The organism is Massilia litorea (genome assembly GCF_015101885.1).
In the GTDB taxonomy this organism is placed as follows: Bacteria; Pseudomonadota; Gammaproteobacteria; order Burkholderiales; family Burkholderiaceae_D; genus Telluria; species Telluria litorea.
Genome location: NZ_CP062941.1, coordinates 1,690,100 through 1,709,512 on the forward strand (window position 1 = coordinate 1,690,100; position 19,413 = coordinate 1,709,512).

The 19,413-nt window shown below is 64.5% G+C and carries 21 protein-coding genes; 12 read left to right on the top strand and 9 right to left on the bottom strand.

All coding sequences use genetic code 11. The annotated features are described in order from the left end of the window. Positions 1-63 precede the first annotated feature (63 nt). A complete protein-coding gene (locus LPB04_RS07470; RefSeq protein WP_193688084.1) occupies positions 64-1,740 on the top strand; it encodes a CehA/McbA family metallohydrolase in 1,677 nt (558 codons plus the stop codon). Between the two features lie 11 nt (positions 1,741-1,751). On the opposite strand, the gene bfr is transcribed toward LPB04_RS07470, so the two are convergent. Further along, the gene (bfr, locus tag LPB04_RS07475; RefSeq protein ID WP_193688085.1) at positions 1,752-2,222 is read right to left on the bottom strand and encodes a bacterioferritin; all 471 of its coding nucleotides are present in this window, start codon (positions 2,220-2,222) and stop codon (positions 1,752-1,754) included. A 90-nt stretch (positions 2,223-2,312) separates the two neighbouring features. Beyond that, positions 2,313-2,525: a (2Fe-2S)-binding protein gene (locus LPB04_RS07480; RefSeq protein ID WP_193688086.1), complete on the bottom strand. Its 213-nt coding sequence runs from the start codon at positions 2,523-2,525 to the stop codon at positions 2,313-2,315. Positions 2,526-2,724: 199 nt separating this feature from the next. Between LPB04_RS07480 and LPB04_RS07485 the strand changes: the two genes are divergently transcribed. From LPB04_RS07485 to LPB04_RS07495, 3 genes are read left to right on the top strand one after another with little or no spacing between them, the layout of a single operon-like run. Beyond that, positions 2,725-2,982 (top strand): FeoA family protein, encoded by a 258-nt coding sequence (locus tag LPB04_RS07485; protein WP_136221979.1) that lies wholly within the window; start codon positions 2,725-2,727, stop codon positions 2,980-2,982. A 3-nt stretch (positions 2,983-2,985) separates the two neighbouring features. Continuing rightward, positions 2,986-4,863 (top strand): ferrous iron transporter B, encoded by a 1,878-nt coding sequence (gene feoB, locus LPB04_RS07490; RefSeq protein ID WP_193688087.1) that lies wholly within the window; start codon positions 2,986-2,988, stop codon positions 4,861-4,863. Position 4,864: 1 nt separating this feature from the next. Next, positions 4,865-5,125 (top strand): DUF6587 family protein, encoded by a 261-nt coding sequence (locus LPB04_RS07495; RefSeq protein ID WP_193688088.1) that lies wholly within the window; start codon positions 4,865-4,867, stop codon positions 5,123-5,125. 254 nt (positions 5,126-5,379) lie between these two features. On the opposite strand, the gene LPB04_RS07500 is transcribed toward LPB04_RS07495, so the two are convergent. Then, the gene (locus tag LPB04_RS07500; protein WP_193688886.1) at positions 5,380-6,192 is read right to left on the bottom strand and encodes a DUF72 domain-containing protein; all 813 of its coding nucleotides are present in this window, start codon (positions 6,190-6,192) and stop codon (positions 5,380-5,382) included. Positions 6,193-6,316: 124 nt separating this feature from the next. On the opposite strand from LPB04_RS07500, the gene LPB04_RS07505 reads away from it, so the two are divergent. The 3 genes from LPB04_RS07505 to LPB04_RS07515 are packed head-to-tail and all read left to right on the top strand — an operon-like array spanning position 6,317 to position 8,188. Next, complete coding sequence (locus LPB04_RS07505; protein WP_193688089.1) at positions 6,317-6,988, top strand: glutathione S-transferase family protein; 672 nt, start codon at positions 6,317-6,319, stop codon at positions 6,986-6,988. 5 nt (positions 6,989-6,993) lie between these two features. Then, positions 6,994-7,770 carry a 5'-3' exonuclease gene (locus LPB04_RS07510; RefSeq protein WP_193688090.1) on the top strand — a complete coding sequence of 259 codons (777 nt, stop codon included), beginning with the start codon at positions 6,994-6,996 and terminating at the stop codon, positions 7,768-7,770. Positions 7,771-7,786: 16 nt separating this feature from the next. Continuing rightward, positions 7,787-8,188 (top strand): ANTAR domain-containing response regulator, encoded by a 402-nt coding sequence (locus LPB04_RS07515; RefSeq protein WP_193688091.1) that lies wholly within the window; start codon positions 7,787-7,789, stop codon positions 8,186-8,188. Here the strand turns inward: LPB04_RS07515 and LPB04_RS07520 are convergent. Beyond that, positions 8,175-8,900, bottom strand: a complete 726-nt coding sequence (locus LPB04_RS07520) for a GAF domain-containing protein (protein WP_193688092.1) — start codon at positions 8,898-8,900, stop codon at positions 8,175-8,177. The two genes, LPB04_RS07515 and LPB04_RS07520, sit on opposite strands and share 14 nt — an antisense overlap. A 203-nt stretch (positions 8,901-9,103) precedes the next feature. On the opposite strand from LPB04_RS07520, the gene LPB04_RS07525 reads away from it, so the two are divergent. Next, positions 9,104-10,918 carry a putative bifunctional diguanylate cyclase/phosphodiesterase gene (locus LPB04_RS07525; RefSeq protein ID WP_193688093.1) on the top strand — a complete coding sequence of 605 codons (1,815 nt, stop codon included), beginning with the start codon at positions 9,104-9,106 and terminating at the stop codon, positions 10,916-10,918. Positions 10,919-10,986: 68 nt separating this feature from the next. Here LPB04_RS07525 and mnmA read toward each other — a convergent pair whose 3' ends face one another. Both mnmA and LPB04_RS07535 read right to left on the bottom strand, forming a co-directional pair. Next, complete coding sequence (gene mnmA, locus LPB04_RS07530) at positions 10,987-12,099, bottom strand: tRNA 2-thiouridine(34) synthase MnmA (RefSeq protein WP_193688094.1); 1,113 nt, start codon at positions 12,097-12,099, stop codon at positions 10,987-10,989. 1 nt (position 12,100) lies between these two features. Continuing rightward, on the bottom strand, positions 12,101-12,598 hold the full coding sequence (locus LPB04_RS07535) for an NUDIX hydrolase (RefSeq protein ID WP_193688095.1): 498 nt from the start codon (positions 12,596-12,598) through the stop codon (positions 12,101-12,103). Positions 12,599-12,845: 247 nt separating this feature from the next. Here LPB04_RS07535 and LPB04_RS07540 point away from each other — a divergent pair, with 247 nt between their 5' ends. The 4 genes from LPB04_RS07540 (at position 12,846) to LPB04_RS07555 (ending at position 16,018) form a co-directional block, all read left to right on the top strand. Next, positions 12,846-13,970: a Re/Si-specific NAD(P)(+) transhydrogenase subunit alpha gene (locus LPB04_RS07540; RefSeq protein ID WP_193688096.1), complete on the top strand. Its 1,125-nt coding sequence runs from the start codon at positions 12,846-12,848 to the stop codon at positions 13,968-13,970. A 10-nt stretch (positions 13,971-13,980) separates the two neighbouring features. Further along, positions 13,981-14,322: an NAD(P) transhydrogenase subunit alpha gene (locus tag LPB04_RS07545; RefSeq protein ID WP_193688097.1), complete on the top strand. Its 342-nt coding sequence runs from the start codon at positions 13,981-13,983 to the stop codon at positions 14,320-14,322. 5 nt (positions 14,323-14,327) lie between these two features. Continuing rightward, entirely contained in the window at positions 14,328-15,791 is a 1,464-nt protein-coding gene (locus tag LPB04_RS07550) for an NAD(P)(+) transhydrogenase (Re/Si-specific) subunit beta (RefSeq protein ID WP_407943897.1), read from the top strand. A 95-nt stretch (positions 15,792-15,886) separates the two neighbouring features. Beyond that, positions 15,887-16,018 (top strand): NAD(P)(+) transhydrogenase (Re/Si-specific) subunit beta, encoded by a 132-nt coding sequence (locus LPB04_RS07555; RefSeq protein ID WP_193688099.1) that lies wholly within the window; start codon positions 15,887-15,889, stop codon positions 16,016-16,018. Between the two features lie 148 nt (positions 16,019-16,166). On the opposite strand, the gene LPB04_RS07560 is transcribed toward LPB04_RS07555, so the two are convergent. The 3 genes from LPB04_RS07560 to murU are packed head-to-tail and all read right to left on the bottom strand — an operon-like array spanning position 16,167 to position 19,407. Next, positions 16,167-17,360, bottom strand: coding sequence for an FAD-dependent monooxygenase (locus tag LPB04_RS07560; protein ID WP_193688100.1), 1,194 nt, complete (start codon positions 17,358-17,360; stop codon positions 16,167-16,169). Beyond that, on the bottom strand, positions 17,360-18,691 hold the full coding sequence (locus tag LPB04_RS07565; RefSeq protein ID WP_193688101.1) for an aminopeptidase P N-terminal domain-containing protein: 1,332 nt from the start codon (positions 18,689-18,691) through the stop codon (positions 17,360-17,362). Before LPB04_RS07565 ends, LPB04_RS07560 begins: the two co-directional genes overlap by 1 nt. Continuing rightward, entirely contained in the window at positions 18,688-19,407 is a 720-nt protein-coding gene (murU, locus tag LPB04_RS07570) for an N-acetylmuramate alpha-1-phosphate uridylyltransferase MurU (protein WP_193688102.1), read from the bottom strand. Before murU ends, LPB04_RS07565 begins: the two co-directional genes overlap by 4 nt. Between the last annotated feature and the right edge of the window lie 6 nt (positions 19,408-19,413).

The following is a 19,413-nucleotide window of genomic DNA, read 5'->3' on the forward strand; positions in this document are numbered from 1 at the left end:
AAAGGCAACTAACGCCCGGCCTGGCGCAAGGGCTGATCATGATGTAATTGCAACAATTGCATCATGAAAACCTTTATCTCTACTCCCTCCTGCTTCGCCCTGTTTCTGCTGTGCTGCTGCGCTCCCGGCGCCTTTGCAGCCATCGACGAACACAGCGAATTCGAAGCCACCTTGTTCGCCCCGTATCGGGCGCTTGACCCCGGCAAGGGCGACGCGCGTACGTTTACCCTCGCCTTCGATTATCCGAATGCGCGCCAGGCGCAAGTCGTCGGCTGGCAGCTCGAGCTGATCGGTCCGCGCGAGCTCGTCGTGCGCCGCTGGCAGGGCAGCACGCCGCTGGCAGACCAGCCGGTGTCGGTGCAGGTGGAATGGTCCGGCCAGGATGCCGGCAAGCTGGCCGCCGGCGTGTACCAGGTGCGCCTGCGCGCCGCCAGCCGCGCTGCGCTCTCGCATGCACCCTCGGCCGACGTCCACGAGCAGACCTGGCAGATCGAGCTCGGGCCGCCGCGCCTGGCTACCCTGCCGGCCTTTGCGCCGCTGCCGGTCGGCAGGCCGGGCCTGCGCCAGCCGGGCGCACAAGCCTCCACGGCGGCGCTGCCCTACACGGTCTACTTCGGTAACCTGCACAGCCAGACCAACCACAGCGACGGCGGCGCCGAACTGAGCGACTGCAAGGGCGCCCAGGATCCTTTAACGGCGAAATACGGGCCGGACGCCGCCTTTGCCTACGCCAGGAACCACGGCCTCGACATCCTTGTCGCGTCCGAGCACAACCACATGTACGACGGTTCGGACGGCACCGAACCGAATGCCGACCCGGCCGCGGCCAAGGCCCTGTACCGCAAGGGGCTCGACATCGCCGCCGGCTTCAACGCCGCGCACCCGGATTTCCTGGCCGTCTACGGCATGGAGTGGGGCGTCATCAACAAGGGCGGCCACGTCAACATTTTTAACAGCGAGCAGCTGCTGGGCTGGGAAAAGAATGGGCAAGGCGAGCTGCTGGCCGATGTCGCCACGCCGCGCAGCGATTACGCGTTTCTATACACGCTGATGCGCGAGCGCGGCTGGGTCGGCCAGTTCAACCATCCGTCAGCCAGCGGCCAGTTCACGGTGAATGGCACCGCCCTCGGCTACACCGCGGACGGCGACGCGGCCATGGCCCTGTGCGAGGTAGTCAACAGCACGGCCTTTTCAAGCAACGACAAGGAAGCGGAAACCCGGAGAAGCAATTTCGAGGCGGCCTGCAACAAGGTGCTGGAGGCGGGGTATCACGTTGCCTTCAGTACCAATCAGGACAACCACTGCGCCAACTGGGGCACGGCCTATACGAACCGCACCGGCGTGCTGATCCCGGACGGCGAGCCTTTGAGCCAGGCCAGCTTCATCGACGCATTGAAGGCGCGGCGCGTGTTCGCGACGATGGATAAAAGTTCGCAGCTGGTGCTGACCGCCAACGGCCGCATGATGGGCGAGCGGTTGACGAATAGCGGTCCCTTGAACCTGGTGGCGCATTTCGCCAGCACGGCGGGCAAGCAGGTGGCGTCGGTGGCGATCATGGAAGGGGTGCCGGGACGGAACGGGGCCGTCACGCAAATGGCGAGCGAGGCGAACGTCAGTTTTACGCCGTCGGTGGGCGCGCATTTTTATTATGCGAAGCTGACCCAGGCCGATGGCAACATCCTGTGGTCGGCGCCGGTGTGGGTGATGCAGGAGGCGGACGGCACAGCCGCCCGCCGGTGAAACTGAAATCCTTACTCGGCCATCTGGCTCTGCAGGTAATTCTGGATCCCGACCTTCACGATCAGGTCGAGCTGGGTCTCGAGCCATTCGATATGCTCTTCGGTGTCCTCGAGGATCTCGAGCAGCAGGTCGCGCGAGACGTAGTCGGCCGCAAGCTCGGCGGCGGCGATGCCTTCCTTGACCGTGATCTGGGCGCTGCGCTCGAGTTTCAAATCGGCGGCCAGCATCTCTTCGGTGTTTTCGCCGATCAGGAGTTTATGCAGGGCTTGCAGGTTCGGCAGGCCGTCGAGCATCAGGATGCGGTCGATCAGCTTGTCGGCATGTTTCATTTCGCCGATCGATTCGTCGTATTCCTTCTTGCCGAGCTTGAAGAAACCCCAGTGCCGGTACATCCGCGCGTGCAGGAAGTACTGGTTGACCGCGGTGAGCTCGTTGGTCAGCTGCGCGTTGAGCAGCCGGATGACGTTGGGATCGCCCTTCATGATGTGCCTTATTGTTGGTGTGCGTTGCCACCATCATAGCAAAAGGGCAGCAGCGCGCGGCCGGAACCGCGGCGCAAGCAACAGGTGGGATCAGGCCAGCTGGGAGGAGCGGAAGCTCAGTTCGGTAACCACGGTCTTGCTGTCGAGGGCTTCGTGCAGCACTTCGCGTGCATAGCTGATGCATTTGCCGCAATCGGTGCCCAGGCCCAGTTCCGCGCGCAGTGCGGCGATCGAGGTGATGCCGAGGTCGACGGCCTGGCGGATTTCACGGTCGGAGATGTTGTTGCAGACACAGACGATCATCGAAGCAGTCCCTGAAGTTTTACCTGAGTTGTCACTCGAATAATGAGAATCGTTCTCATTCGTGTTCTATTCTGCGTAAAATTTTCGACGAACGCAAGCGGTTTTGTCGTGTGATCAAAGCTGCAAATAGAAATAATTCGCATTTAGGTTTATGATGCTAGTATCTGTCTCATCAGCGCTACACCACCGGAACGCCGCCATGACCCTAGTCCCCACTTTGACCACACTCGACGCCCTCAAGGCCGGACAGAGTGCGACCGTGATCCACCTTGCGCCGCACGCACTGGGCGGTCAGGACGTGGCGCGCCGCCTGATGGAACTCGGCTTCGTGCCGGGCGAACGCATCCGCATGCTGAAACGCGGGCTGCCGGGCGGCCCGGTTGCCGTCAAAGTCGGCGAATCGACCTTCGCCCTGCGCAAGTTCGAGGCCGCACTCGTCTCAATCCAGCCGGAATAATCGATGGGCGTCATGGAACAACAGGTGGCGGCGCGCTCGCCCCTGATCGCTTTACTCGGCAATCCGAACTGCGGCAAGACGGCGCTGTTCAACCGCCTCACCGGCGCGCGCCAGAAGGTCGCGAACTACGCCGGCGTCACCATCGAACGCAAGGAGGGCAGTTTTACTTCGCCCGCCGGACGCGCGCTGCGCGTGCTCGACCTGCCCGGCGCCTACAGCCTGTCCGCGCAAACCCCGGATGAAGCGATCACGCGCGACGTGGTGGCCGGCCTGCGCGAAGGCGAAGCGGCGCCGGACGCCGTCGTCTGTGTCGTCAACGCCACAAACCTGCGCCTGAATTTGCGCCTGGTGCTGGAAATCCAGCGCCTCGGGCTGCCGATGCTGCTGGCCCTGAACATGGTCGACGTCGCAAAAAAACGCGGCATCGAGATCGATACGGCGAAACTGTCGCAGGAACTGGGCATGCCGGTGGTCGAGACGGTCGCGATCCAGGCCGGCGGCGAACAGGCCTTGTTGGAAGCGCTCGACCGCATGCCGCTCGAACCGGCCACGCCGCAGCCTTTATCCAGCATCGACGCCGTCCCGGTCGAGCAGACCCAGCGCGAAGTGCGGCGCATTCTCGCCGCCACCACCAACTACGCGCACGACAAGGGCAACCTGTCCGAGAAGATCGACCACGTGGTCCTGCATCCGGTGGTCGGTCCGATCCTGCTGGCCGCGCTGATGTTCATCATCTTCCAGGCCGTGTTCAGCTGGGCCGAAGCGCCGATGGATTTCATCACCAGCACCGTCGAGGGCATCGGCAAGTGGATCGGCGGCACCATGTCCGAGGGACCGCTGCGCAGCCTGATCGTGGACGGCATCATCGCCGGCGTCGGCGGCGTGCTCGTGTTCCTGCCGCAGATCCTGATCCTGTTCTTCTTCATCCTGATCCTCGAGGATTGCGGCTACCTGCCGCGCGCCGCTTTTCTCCTCGACCGCATGATGGGCGGCGTCGGGCTGTCGGGGCGCGCCTTCATTCCCTTGTTGTCCTCGTTCGCCTGCGCGATTCCCGGCGTGATGGCCGCGCGCACGATCCAGAACCCGCGCGACCGCCTGGTGACGATCATGATCGCGCCGCTGATGACCTGTTCCGCGCGCCTGCCGGTGTACGCGCTGATCATCGCCGCCTTCATCCCCGACCGTAAAATCGGCATCGTCAACTTGCAGGGCCTGGTGCTGTTCGTGCTGTACGCGCTCGGTATCGTCAGCGCCATGCTGGTGGCCTGGTACATGAAACGCCGCAGCGGCAGCGGCCAGCATCCGCTGATGCTGGAACTGCCCGCTTACCACTGGCCGCACCTGCAGACCCTGGCCCTGGGCCTGTGGGAACGCGCCAAGATCTTCCTGATGCGGGTCGGTACCATCATCCTGACGCTGATGGTGCTGGTCTGGTTCCTGTCGAGTTTTCCGGGGGCGCCCGAAGGCGCAACCCAGCCGCCGATTTATTACAGCGTGGCCGGCATGCTGGGGCGCGCCTTGTCGGTCATTTTCGAGCCGATCGGTTTCGGCTGGCAGATCTGCATTGCCCTCGTGCCCGGCATGGCCGCGCGCGAAGTGGCCGTCGGCGCGCTCGGCACCGTGTATGCGCTGGCCGGCTCCGGCGACGACGTAGCGAACACCCTCGGCCCGCTGATCGCCGGCTCGTGGTCGCTGGCGACGGCCTTGTCTCTGCTGGCCTGGTACGTCTACGCGCCGCAATGCCTGTCGACCCTGTCGGTGGTGCGCCGCGAAACCGGCAGCGCCAAGTATGCCTGGATGATGGCGGGCTACATGTTCGCGCTGGCCTATATCGCTTCCTTCATCACCTACCGCGTCGCGCTGGCGCTCGGCGGGGGCTGAGATGTGGCAGGAACTCGTCGTCGCGCTGGTCGTGGTAGGTGCCGCCGTCTACGTCGGCGCGAAATACCTGCCGGCCGCGTGGCGCATCCGCATCGTCAACCGCCTCTCGCGTGGCGGCACGGATTCGAAGCTGGTGCGCTGGCTGGATACGGCCGACAGCTGCGGGGGCGGGTGCAAGAGCTGTAATACCTGCGAGACGCCGGAGGAACCAACTGCGCCCGCTGGAAGTAAACATCGAGTAATCAAGCTGCACGAAAAGTAGGGTGGGCACTTGTGCCCACGCCGTCTTAACCTTGGGCACATGGCACTGTCGTCGGAACTCCGCTCCCGATGCGTCCCGATTGATTTAACCCATCCTCACCTACATGGCGCCGCATTACGATGCCGCACCATGTCACTGTGCGTCAATCGGTGTATCCAGAGGATTGGGGCGCGACACCGGAGATCATCGACATGTTGATCGAGTAGGCAGTAGTGGTATGCCGGAGTACGACCGCGTGGGCACAAGTGCCCACCCTACAACCCCAGCGCCCTTATCAGGCGCTGCGCGTCATACGGCGCATGCACCTTGATATCGTTATCGAAGTAGCAGTACACATCCCCATGTTTGCTCCAGCCGCGGATGCGTTCGGCCCAGCGCTCGGTCGCTTCGTCGTCGTAGCCGCTGGCGTATAACTCCTTGTCGCCGTGCAGGCGGATGTAGACGAAGTCGGCCGTCACATCGTCCATGTAGGGGAATTTGCCGGCCGTGTCGGCGACGACGAGGGCGACCTTGTATTTCCGGAGCAGGGCGATGAAGCGTTCGTCCCGAAAACTCTCGTGGCGGACCTCGACGGCGTGGCGCATCGGGCGTTTGGCATCCATCGCCAATGACACTTTCCCTTCCATGCGCGACTGGTAGTGGCGCGCCAGCGCCAAAGCGGCTTCCGTGTCCTGCGGCAGGATGCTGAGGAAGTGTTCGAAGCGCTCGGGATCGAATTTGACCATCGGCGGGAATTGCCAGAGGAAGGGACCGAGCTTTTCGCGCAGCTCGAACACGCCCGAGGCGAGCACGTTGGCCAGCGGCGCGTCGATGTCCTTCAATTTGAGCATGTGCGTGATGAAACGGTTGCCCTTTACCGCGAAGACAAAGCCGGGCGGCGTCGCCGCATACCAGGCGGCGTAGCTCTCGGGGCGCTGCAGCGAATAGAAGGAGCCGTTGATTTCGATCGTCGGCAGCTGACGCGAGGCGTAGTCGAGCTCGCGCGCCTGCGCCAGGCCGGGAGGATAGAATTTTCCGCGCCAGGGTGCGTAGCGCCAGCCGGAGATGCCGATGTGGATCTTGCCCATGCAGCCCATCATAGTGGGCGGGCGCGCCCGGCTCGGTGCGGTGCCGAACCCTGCCGCCAGGCCTGCCTTTTTGGAAAGCTTCAACAATGCTAAGCTAACGGTCTTATCCTACCGGCATGCGCCCATGATCACCGTCCATCACCTGAACAATTCGCGCTCGCAGCGCATCCTGTGGCTGCTCGAAGAACTGGGCCTGCCTTACGAGATCAAGAAGTACCAGCGCGACCCGAAAACGATGCTGGCGCCGCCGGAACTGAAGGCCGTCCACCCGCTCGGCAAATCGCCGGTGATCACGGATGGCGACACGGTCGTCGCCGAGTCGGGCGCGATCGTCGAATACCTGGTCGAATGCTACGGCAACGGGCGCCTCATTCCGGCCGCCGGTACGCCGGAAAAACTGAAGTACACGTTTTTCCTGCACTTCGCGGAAGGCTCGGCCATGTCGCCGCTGCTGATGAAACTGGTGTTCGACCGCATCGAGAACGGCCCGATGCCCTTCTTTGCGAAACCGATCGCACGCACCATCGCGCGCAAGGTCAAGGGCGCCCTGGTCGAGCCGAACATCAAGAGCCAGCTCGACTACCTGGAATCGGAACTGGCCACGCGCGACTGGTTCGCCGGGAGTGACATGACGGCCGCCGACATCCAGATGAGCTTTCCATTGGAAGCGGCCGCCTCGCGCGCCGGACTGGGCGCAAACTATCCACGCCTGAGCGCCTTCCTGGCGCGCATCCACGCCCGTCCGGCCTATGCGCGCGCACTGGAACGCGGCGGCAAGTACGACTACGCAAGGTAAATCGCATGGCCAAGCTGCTCGCGATCGACGGACTGAACATCGTGCGCCGGGTCTACGAAGCCAGCCCGGAGCCCGACTCCGATCTCAAGGCCGGCATCGCCCTGCGCCACGCGTTCTCGTCGTTTCGCATCCTGCTCGAGACGCATGCGCCGACCCATGTGCTGGCCGCTTTCGACTACGGCGGCCAGACCTGGCGCCATGCGCTGTACCCGCGCTACCGCGAGCATCGCGCGCCGATGCCGTCGGTATTGCGGGAGGCCTTGCCGGAATTCCAGGAGCGCCTGCGAACGGCCGGGGTGCCGGTGGCGATGCTGCCGGAAGTCGAAGCGGACGATGTCGTCGCCACCTGCGTCATGCGCTGGCTGAACGAGAACCGGGGAGAAGCGATCGTCGCCACCACCGACAAGGATCTGCACGTCCTGATCGCACAGGGCGCCCTGGTGTGGGATCATTTTAAAAACGAGTGGCACGACGACGCCTGGGTACGCAACAAGTTCGGCGTGGCGCCGGAACTGCTGCACGATCTGCTGGCGCTGATGGGCGACGCCACCGACGGCGTGCCGGGCGTCTCGAAGATCGGCATGAAGACGGCGGCGCGCCTGCTGAATGCCTACGGCAGCCTGGACGCCGTCATGGCCGGCGCCGGCATCCTCAAAACGCCGCTGGGCGAGCGCCTGCGCGCCGAGCGCGACATCCTGTACCTGTCGCGCCAGCTGGTGCAGCTGAAGACCGACGTGCGCCTTGGGGTCACGTGGAAGATGCTGGCCTACGAATCGCATTGAACGAGAAGGATCCGGAATGCTCAAAGCAGTGATAGTCGATTCGAACGCGATTTCGCGCGGCTTGTTGAATACGGTATTGATGGACGGCGGCTACGAGGTCGTCGCCCAGGCGCACACCGGCCACAGCGCGCTGGTGCAGGCGGCGAAATACCGCCCGCAGATCATGTGCATCGCGCGCGAGCAGGTCGAGGACGGCAGCAATGTCGTCGAGCAGCTGCGCGCGAACCTGCCGAAAACCCTGGTCTTCATGGTCTCGGGCACGCTCGACGCACCCACCATCGAAGCCGCGCTGGCGCGCGGTGTGCACGGCTTCATCGTGAAACCGTTCAAGGCCGACGCCGTACTAAAAACCATCCGCAATACCGTCATCGCCGTGGTGCGCAAGCAGCAGGCGGGCGGTCCACCTAGCGCCGCCTGATCTCCTCGGCGGCGATGGCCGTCAATTCGCCCAGCGCGCGCATTTCCCGCTGGCGCAGGCGGCGCGGCTCGCGGTCCATGACGCACAGGGCGCCAAGCCGGAAACCCCGCGCGTCAAGCAGCGGGAAACCCGCATAAAAGCGCAGGTGCGGCGCGCCGACCACCAGCGGGTTGTGCCGGAAGCGGTCGTCGAGCAAGGTGTCGGGCACGACCAGCGGCCCGTCCTGGGCGATCGTATGGCTGCAAAAGGCGTCCTCGCGCGCGGTCTGCGGCAGGTGGATGCCGATCCGCGACTTGAACCACTGACGGCGCGCCGTGACCAGCGACAGCAGCGCGATCGGGCACTCCGTGATCTGCGCGGCGAGCCAGGTCAGGCGGTCGAAGACGGCTTCCGCTTCGCTGTCGAGCAGGCCGGTGGCGCGCAAGGCGTCCAGCCGCGCGTGCTCCTGGCCGGGCAGGGCGCAGCCGGCGCCGGGGACGAAGTCTTCAGGATCGGCGCTGCCTGCCGACGGCTCCAGACCGGCACGTGCGCGCAGCAGGGCGCTGACGTCGGACAGGCGCACGCGCCGGTGCCCGCCCGGCGTTTTCCAGGCCGGCAGCACGCCGTTTTCGATCCATTGCTGCGCCGTGCTGACGGCAATCCCGAGCAGTTGGCCTGCTTCGCGCGTGGTGAGGATCGGATCGTCCCCCTGGTCGGCGCTGGATACATCCATAATTAAAGTTCCACTCAAGCAATAATTGATGAGCATTCTACTTCAGGAATCCGACAAAATGCCGAAATTGATGATGACAAGACCGTTTTAATTGCGTTTCGCCCACAATATGGTGTATTCACGTGTCAGTTCAGAATAATTTAGTTGACTGATGGAAATTTGACGATCAGAATGGGTTAATTCATCATTTTCGTCATATCCTCATGAGCCAACCTCCGCCGGTCCTGCTGGAAGCAGCCCGCCTCGACGCACTGCGCAAGCTCGACCTGCTCGACACGCCTCCCAACGAAGCGTTCGACCGCATCACGCGGATGGCTGCCCAGCTGTTCGGCCTGCCGATTGCGGCGGTGTCGCTCACCGATGTCGACCGCCAGTGGTTCAAGTCGCGCGTCGGCGTCGCGCATTGTTCGATCCCGCGCGACAAGGCGCCCTGCGGCGAAGTGGCGAACACGGCACGCATGCTGGTCATCCCCGACCTCCTGGTCGACGCCTGCTACCGCGACAGCCACCTGGCCGCGAGCGGCGTGCGTTTCTATGCCGGCGCGCCGCTGGTCACGCGCGACGGTTACAGCCTGGGCGCGCTGTGCGTCCTCGGCACCGAGCCGCGCACGATCAGCGAGACCGAGCGCATCGGACTTGCCGACCTGGCCTCGATGGTGATGGCGCAGGTCGAGCTGCAGCACGCGATCGGGCGCATCGATCCGGTCAGCGGCATCCCGAACCGCAACCAGTTCGTCGACGACCTGCTCGACCTCGCGCTCGAGCGCCCGGCGGGCGAGGCGCGCCTGGCGGCGCTGGTGAACCTGGCCACGCCCGAGCAGATGAGCAGCGCGGTGCGCGCGATGGGCGCCGGCTTTTACGAGGACATTGTCGGCGACGCGGTGCGTACGCTGCGTTCGGCGTTGGGACCGGCGCGCAGGCTGTACCACGTCGGTCCGACCCAGTTCGCTTTCCTGGCCGCACCGGGCGCGGACCTGGCGCGCTTTTGCGACTGGCTCGGCGCCTGGGTCGCGCTGCGCGCCGACAGCCCGACTGCCCGTTTCGTCACCACCGCCACCGTCGGTGTGTCTCCGTTCACGACCGGCCAGGCGGCCCCCCTGGACCTGCTGCGCGACATGTACAGTGCCGCCCACGATGCGATCGAGGGCTCACACCGGGTGCGCGTTTTCTCGGCCGAGCAGAATGCCGTGTTCATGCGGCGCTTCCGGATCGCCAACGAATTCGGCGCCGCCTTGAGCGACGACAGCCAGCTGCGCCTCGTGTTCCAGCCGAAGATCGAACTGGCGACCGGCCGCTGCATCGGCGCCGAGGCGCTGCTGCGCTGGCGCCATCCGGCGCTGGGTGAGGTCTCGCCGGGCGAATTCATCCCCGTGATCGAGCAGACCTCGCTGGCCCGTGCAGCCACGCGCTGGGTGCTCGAGCGCGCGCTGCGCCAGCTCGCAAGCTGGCACCGTGCCGGGCTGGCGCTGCAGGTGGCCGTCAACGTGTCGGCCGTGAACCTGCTCGAAGCCGACTTCTGCGAGCACGTGCTGTCACGCCTGCGCGCCCACGATCTCGCCCCCGGCGCACTGGCGATCGAAATCACGGAGAGTGCCTTGATGAGCAAGCGCGCGCTGGCCGCCGCGACCCTCGAGGGCCTGGCCGCGGGCGGCGTGCAGCTGGCGATCGACGACTTCGGCACCGGCTACAGCAGCCTGGCCTACCTGCAGAGCGTGCCGGCGAAAGTGATCAAGATCGACCAGAGTTTTATCCGCGACCTCGACCAGGACGAACGCAAGCGCGCTTTGGTGGCGACCATGATCAAGCTGTCGCACGACCTCGGCCAACTGGTCGTGGCCGAGGGTGTGGAGACGGCGCCGGTGGCGCAGTTCCTGGCAGGCGCCGGCTGCGACCAGGTGCAGGGATATTTGTACGCACGGCCGCAGGCGCCGGAACAATTCGAAGAGTGGATTTGCGCCGAGTGGACGCTGGCGCGCCCGCGCGGGACCAGGCAGGCAGCAGCGCTGGCCTGCGCCTGACGGGCAGAGGGTAAAAAAAGAAGGGTCGGCAATGCCGACCCTTCTTTTTACTGCACGCGCTAGCGGCGCTACCCGTTCACGGCGCTGGCGCCGTCGATGATGCCGCCGCCCAGGCAAATATCGCCGTCATACAGCACGGCCGACTGGCCCGGCGTCACCGCCCATTGCGGTTCAAGGAAATCGAGCGCGAAGCGATCCGGGCCATCGGCCGCAACCGTGCAGGCGACGTCGGCCTGGCGGTAGCGTGTCTTGGCCGACAGCGGGCCCGGGGCAGGGGCTTCGCCCGCGACCCAGCTGGCCTGGCCCGCTTCCAGGCGAGCGGACAGCAACCACGGATGGTCATGGCCCTGCACGATGTACAGGGTGTTGTTGGCGATGTCCTTGCGCGCGACAAACCACGGCTCGCTGGTGCCGTCGGCATTCCTGTGCGATTTTAAACCGCCGATGCCGATGCCTTTACGTTGGCCCAGCGTGTAAAACGACAGGCCGATGTGTTCGCCCACGGTCTGCCCGTTGTCGAGCTTCATCGGGCCCGGCTTGTGCGACAGGTAGCGATTTAAAAAGTCGCGGAACGGGCGCTCGCCGATGAAGCAGATGCCGGTCGAATCCTTCTTCGCCGCGTTCGGCAGCTTCAACTTTTCCGCGATCTTGCGCACTTCGGTTTTCGGGATTTCGCCGAGCGGGAAGAGCGACTTCGACAACTGCGCCTGGTTCAGCCGGTGCAGGAAATAGCTTTGATCCTTGGTGTGATCGAAGGCTTTCAGCAACTCGAACTTGCCCATCGAATTTTCGCGCACGCGCGCATAGTGGCCGGTGGCGATCAGGTCGGCACCGAGCTTCATCGCGTGGTCCAGGAAAGCCTTGAACTTGATCTCGGCATTGCACAGCACGTCCGGATTCGGCGTGCGGCCGGCCTGGTATTCGCGCAGGAATTCGGCGAACACACGGTCCTTGTATTCGGCGGCGAAATTCACGGCCTCGATGTCGACGCCGACCACGTCGGCCACACTGGCCGCGTCGATCCAGTCCTGGCGCGTCGAACAGTATTCGGAATCGTCGTCGTCTTCCCAGTTCTTCATGAACAGGCCGACCACGTCGTAGCCTTGCTCCTTCAGCATCCAGGCCGCGACCGAGGAGTCGACTCCGCCTGACATCCCGATCACGACTTTTTTCTTGCTCATATCAATTCCGGTCCATTGTCAGCGTTTCTTCAAACACCGACGGGTGGGTGTACAGCAGCGCCAGGTCGGTGCGCCGGCCGGCCAGGTAATCATCCACGCATTGCAGGACGATCGGGCTGCGGTGGCGGGAGCTGGAGGCGGCGATCTCGTCGCGCGTCATCCACAGCGTGCGCAGGATGCCGTCGTCCAGCGGCTGGTCGTACTGCTTGCCAGCGGTGCCGCAGAAGGTGAAGCGCAGATAGGTGATGTCGGCCTGGCGCGACTTCGAGTAATAGCGCGACATGTACATCCCGACCAGGCCGGTGGGGATGAATTCGTGCGCCGCCTCTTCCATGGCTTCACGCACGACCGCCTGCTCGAGCGACTCGCTCGGGTCCAGGTGCCCGGCCGGCTGGTTCAGCTTGATGCCTTCGCTCGTCTCTTCCTCGATCAGGAGGAAACGGCCATCCCGTTCGATGATGGCGGCAACAGTGACTGACGGTCTGAAGGTATGGGTCATGCGCGTCCTCGACAAATGAGCCGATATTCTACAGCGGTGCGCAAAGGGTTGCTTGCAAGTACCTGTGCAGTGCAACAAAAAAGCCTTAATTGCAGCGATTTGCTACAAAAGCCGTCATCTTTGTGGCGCCGGTGTCTCGGATTGACCCCTGAAGCATACGGCTGGGGTAGCCGCAGGCATGTAATGACAAAAGGGCCATGTTTACGTGTTAGATTGTGAACAGAACACCAACATGAAGGAGGAATGCATGAGAATCGGCATTCCGGCCGAAACACGGCCGGGCGAGACCCGCGTAGCGGCAACTCCGGAAACGGTCAAGAAACTGGCGGCTAAACACCAGGTCGTGGTGCAGTCCGGCGCCGGCCTGCATGCGGCGGTAACGGATGAGGCCTATGCCGCCGCCGGCGCCACGGTCGGCAGCGCAGACGATGCGTTTGCGGCCGACATGGTCCTGAAAGTACGCGCCCCCAACGAATCCGAGCGTGCCCGCATGCGGCCCGGCACGGTCGTGGTCGGCATGTTGAATCCGTTCGACAGCGAGAACACCGCCGCCATGGCGGGCAGCCGCCTCACCGCCTTCGCGCTGGAAGCGGCGCCGCGCATCACGCGCGCACAGTCGCTGGACGTGCTGTCCTCACAGGCGAACATCGCCGGCTACAAGGCCGTGATGCTCGCCGCCAACACGTATCAACGCTTCATGCCGATGCTGATGACCGCCGCCGGCACCGTCAAAGCGGCGCGCGTGCTGATCATGGGCGTCGGCGTGGCCGGACTGCAGGCGATCGCCACTGCCAAACGCCTGGGCGCCGTGATCGAAGCCTCCGACGTACGCCCGCCTGTGAAAGAACAGGTCGAGTCCCTCGGCGCCAAGTTCATCGACGTGCCTTTTATTACCGACGAGGAGCGCGAGATCGCGCAGGGCGTGGGCGGCTATGCGCGTCCGATGCCGGCCGACTGGATGCGCAGGCAAGCGGAACTGGTGCATGAACGGGCAAAACTGGCCGACATCATCATCACCACCGCCCTGATCCCGGGGCGGGCGGCGCCTGTACTCATCAAGGAAGAAACGGTCGCCGCCATGAAGCCCGGCTCCGTGATCGTCGACATGGCGATCGAGCAGGGCGGGAATTGCCCGCTCACGGAACTGGGCAAGACCGTGGTCAAGCATGGCGTCTACATCATTGGCGAGCCGAACCTGGCCGCGCTGGTCGCAGCCGACGCGTCGGCCCTGTACGCGCGCAACGTGCTCGATTTTCTGAAACTCGTCTTCGACAAGGAGGACAAGTTCTTCATCGACCACGAGGACGAGATCGTGCGCGCGACGCTGCTCTGCCACGAGGGTGCGAATCTTCGTGAATCGCTGCGCAAATAAGGAGACGAACATGGACATCAGCCACACCATCATCAACCTGATCATCTTCGTGCTGGCGATCTACGTCGGCTACCACGTCGTCTGGACCGTCACGCCGGCCCTGCACACGCCGCTGATGGCGGTCACCAACGCCATTTCCGCCATCATCATCGTCGGCGCCATGCTCGCTGCCGGCCTGACCGAAGGGGTACTCGGACAGAGCATGGGCACGGTCGCCGTGGCGCTGGCGGCCGTCAACGTCTTCGGCGGCTTCCTCGTCACCCAGCGCATGCTGGAGATGTTCAAGAAGAAGGAACCGAAACGCTCCGCCGATGCGGCCGCGCCGAAGACGGCAACGAAGGAGGCGGCATGAACTACATCAGCATGAATGTGGTCACGCTGCTCTATCTGGTGGCCTCGGTCTGCTTCATCCAGGCCTTGAAAGGGCTGTCCTCGCCTTCGTCGGCGCGCATGGGGAATACCTTCGGCATGGCCGGCATGGCCATCGCCGCGGTCACGACGGTTGCCCTGATTTTTAAATTGCAGGCGGAGTTCGCGGCCTCGGCCAACGGCGCGCGCGGCGGCATGGGGTTTACGCTGGTGCTGCTGGGCGTAGTGGTGGGCGGCGCGATCGGCGCTTATGCGGCGAAAAAGGTCGAGATGACCAAGATGCCGGAACTGGTCGCGGCCATGCACTCGCTGATCGGCCTTGCTGCCGTGTGCATCGCGATCGCCGCCGTGTCGGAGCCCTGGGCGTTCAATATTGCCACGCGCGGTAGCGCGCTGCCCTTCGGGAACCGGCTCGAACTGTTCATCGGCACCTTCGTCGGCGCCGTCACCTTCTCGGGTTCCGTGATCGCCTTCGGCAAACTGTCGGGCAAGTATAAATTCCGCCTGTTCCAGGGCGCGCCGGTACGCTTCGGCGGACAGCACATCCTGAACCTCGTCATCGCGATCGCCATCATCGCGCTGGGCTTGCTGTTCTGCTTCTCCGACGCGGTGGAACCGGCCTGGACGCCGTTCGCCATCATGGCGGCACTGTCGTTCGTGCTGGGCGTGTTGATCATCATCCCGATCGGCGGCGCCGACATGCCGGTGGTGGTGTCGATGCTGAACTCGTACTCGGGCTGGGCGGCGGCCGGCATCGGCTTCTCGCTGAACAACTCGATGCTGATCATCGCCGGCTCGCTGGTGGGTTCGTCGGGCGCCATCCTCTCGTACATCATGTGCAAGGCGATGAACCGCTCCTTCTTCAACGTGATCCTGGGCGGCTTCGGCGGCGAGGCGACCACGGCTGCGGCCGGCGCGCAGGAGCAGCGCCCGGTGAAGTCGGGTTCGGCCGAAGATGCGGCGTTCATCCTGCAAAACGCCGAATCGGTAATCATCGTTCCCGGCTACGGCCTGGCCGTGGCACGCGCCCAGCATTCGGTGAAAGAGCTGGTCGATAAACTGACGGAGCACGGCGTGAACGTGCGCTACGCGATCCACCCGGTGGCCGGGCGCATGCCGGGCCACATGAACGTGCTGCTGGCCGAAGCCGAGGTGCCCTACGACCAGGTAGCCGAGATGGAAGACATCAACGGCGAATTCGGCCAGACCGACGTCGTGCTGGTGCTGGGTGCGAACGACGTGGTGAACCCGGCGGCCAAGGATCCGAAGTCGCCGATTGCCGGCATGCCGATCCTGGAAGCGTATAAGGCGAAAAGCATCATCGTCAATAAACGCTCGATGGCCTCGGGGTATGCGGGGCTGGACAACGACCTGTTCTACATGCCGAACACGATGATGGTCTTCGGGGACGCGAAGAAGGTGATCGAGTCGATGGTGAAGGCGGTGGAGTAGGGAAGATTCACCACCGGCCGTTGCGTAACGTAGGGTGGGCACTTGTGCCCACGCGGTGCAAGGCCTCCCGATCGAAATGCGGTTTCGACTGTCACATGCCGCACCGCGTGGGCTCAAGAGCCCACCCTACGTTACTGGACAACGACCTGTTCTACATGCCGAACACGATGATGGTGTTCGGCGACGCGAAGAAGGTGATCGAGTCGATGGTCAAGGCGGTGGAGTAGGGTGGGGCGTTCGGCCCGCGCGGATGCGGGCCAAGATACGTAGGGTGGGCTCTTGAGCCCACGCGGTTCATCGGTCGATTAGAGACAACATCGTTTGCACACGTAGCGTCGAATCAACCGCCGTACCGCGTGGGCATGAATGCCCACCCTACAAAACCTTATGCGGCAGCAGCGCCGATCCGCTGCGCCGGCCGTACATCATCAATTCCCCGAGCAGCGTACGCGCCGGCTGCACCACATCGAGCGCCGCCAATCCCAGCCCGAGCACCGATTGCAGCGGCCCGCTTCCGACAAAGGCGCGCGCCATTGCGTCGGTCAAGGCAATCGTCAGCTTGCGGTCCTGGGCGCGCTCGTCGAGAAAACGTCCGATCCCTTCCGGCCCCGGACAGCGCGCCAGCAGTCTCGCCAGCACGGCCGCATCGCGCAGGCCCAGGTTCAGCCCCTGGCCTGCCACCGGGTGCAGGGTCTGCGCCGCGTTACCGATGGCGACCGTGCGCGTGGTGGCGCGGGCGTCGGCGTTCAGGCCGAGCGGGTAGGAAAAGCGCCGAGACACTTTGGTAAAGCGCCCCAGGCGGCCGCCGAAGGCTTCGCCCAGTTCGTGTAAAAACCGTTCTTCTTCCATCGCTTGCAGCGCTTCGGCGCGTTCGGGCTGTACGCACCAGACCAGCGCATACTGAAAGCCGTCGGCGCCTTCCTGCGGCAGCAACGCCAGCGGGCCTGCATCGGTAAAACGCTCGAAAGCGCGGTGCGCGATCGGACTGCTCGTTGACACGCGTGCGATCACGGCGCTCTGGCCGTAGTCGCGCGTTTGTCCTTTGTCTTCCTGCTGGCCGAACACGCCGCCTTCGGCGCCGACCACGACCTGTGCGGTGACGGTACGGCCGTCGTCGAGCGACAGGGCGACGTGCTCCGCCGTTTCGTCGAGCGCGGCCACGCGCGCCGGGCGGATCACCTGCACGCCGGCGCGGTCGACCGCGCGCGCCAGCGCATCGACGACCTCGCCGTAGCGCGTGACATAACCGAGCGCCTCCAGTTTGTGCTCGCTGCGGTCGAGCAGGCTGCGGCCCAGCTGGCCGCGGCGCGAGACGTGGATGGTATGGATCGGCGTGGACGGGAAGGGCCAGGCCTTGACTTCCTCGAGCAGCTGGCGGCTGCCCCAGGCCAGCGCGATCGAGCGCGGGTCCGAGATCGCCTGGCCCAGCGCGCGCGCGTCGATCAGGGCGATCCGCGATCCCGCGACGCCGCGCTGCACCAGCAAGGCCGCAAGCGCCAGTCCCACCGGACCGGCGCCGCAGATCGCGACGTCGACATTGTCGATGTGCTGCTCATTGCGCTCTTCCATTATCGCTCCGCCATCAGGGTTTCGATCTCGCGTACCGTCTTCGGCGCCGAACCGGACAGCACCCGCGCACCGGCTTCGCCGACGATGACGTCGTCCTCGATCCGGATGCCGATGTTCCAGAAGTGTTCCGGCACGCCCGGCGCCGGACGCACGTAGATGCCCGGTTCCACGGTCAGCGCCATGCCCGGCACCAGGGGCCGCGAAGGCTTGCCCTCGATGCCCAGGTCGCGGTAGCTGCCGGTGTCGTGCACGTCCAGTCCGAGCCAGTGGCCGGTGCCGTGCATGTAGAAAGGAGTATAGGCGCGCTCGGCCAGCACGTTGTCGACGCTGCCGTATTTCGCCTTGTCGAGCAGGCCGACGTCGAGCATGCCTTCTGCCAGCACCTTCAATGCCGCCTCGTGCACGTCGCTGTAGGGACGGCCCGGCACGATGGCACGCAGCGCTGCATCCTGGGCCCGCAGCACCAGTTCATATAATACTTTTTGCGCGTCGCTGAAGCGGCCGTTCACCGGGAAGGTGCGCGTGATGTCGGCCGCATAGCTGTCGAATTCGCAGCCGGCGTCGATCAGGACCAGGTCGCCGTCCAGCATCTGCGCATTGTTGGCGCTGTAGTGCAGGACGCAGGCCTTATCTCCGCTGGCGACGATCGGCGTATAGGCCGGGAACTGGGCGCCATTCCTGCGAAATTCGTAGAGCAGTTCGGCCTCGAGCTCGTACTCGAACATGCCGGGACGGGCCGCGCGCATGGCGCGCAGGTGGGCGGCGCCGGAAATCGTGGCCGCGCGCAGCATCAGCGCCTGCTCGCTCTCGTCTTTTACAAGACGCATCTCGTCGAGCAGCGCCAGCAGGTGGTGGGTGCGTGCCGGCGCGGCCACGCCCGCGCGCGACTGGGCGCGCACCGCCTTCAGCCATCCCGCCACCTGGGCATCCAGGGAGGGATTGTGGGCGAGGGCGTAGTACAGGGCCGGAACGTCGGCCAGCAGGCGCGCCATCTGCGCATCGAGTTCGCCGATCGGGTAGGCCTCGTCGAAGCCGAAGGTTTCACGCGCGGCGGACGGGCCATATCTGAAACCGTCCCAGATCTCGCGCTCGACGTTTTTCTCGCGGCAGAACAGGATCGAACGTGCCGGCGTAGCGCCCGAAGCGGCCACCATGACCAATACGCTTTCCGGTTCCGTAAAACTGGTCAGATAATAAAAATAGCTGTCGTGGCGGTAGGGGTAGTCGCTGTCGCTGTTTCTCGCCACCTCGGGCGCGGTGGCCAGCACCGCCAGCGCGCCCGGTTCCATGCTCGCCGCCAGGCGTGCGCGGCGGGCGGCAAACGGGCTCACGCGCCGGCCCTCTTCGCCATCGGCGCGTTCAGTTCCTCCAGCTGTTCGACGGTCCCGACATTGACCCAGGGACCGTGATAGATCTCGCCGCCCACGCGTTTCTGTTCGATGAACTTGCGCATCAGGGGACCGAATTTCAGGAATTCGCCAGCCTTGATACCGTCGAACATGTCAGGGCGGTAGACCCCGATGCCCGCAAAATTCCACTTCGGGTCGCCGTCATTGGCCAGCGTGTACATGTCGAGAGCAAAGTCGCCGGTCGGGTTGTGCCACGGGTTCGGCGTCAGGTACAGCCAGGCGATATCGCGTTGGTCGAACGGGATCGGTTGGCCGACCGCGTCGTTGTCGGGCAGGGCCTCGAGCGCCTGCGAAAAATCGAAGTAGGGCGCGTAGATGTCGCCCGACACGGCGAGGAAAGGTTCGTCGCCCAGCAGGTGCAGGGCGTTGGCGATGCCGCCCGCCGTTTCCAGCGGCGTCGGCTCGTGCGAATAGACGATGCGCGCGCCATATCGGCTGCCGTCGCCGAGTTCTTCCTCGATCATGTGGCCGAGATGCGAATGGTTGATGACAATGTCGACCAGGCCTGCGCGCACCAGATTCAGCACGTGCCAGGTGATGAGGGGACGGCCGCGCACTTTCAACAGCGGTTTGGGGCAGGTGTCCGTCAATGGACGCATGCGCTCGCCGCGGCCGGCGGCGAAAATCATGGCTTTCATGGGCTT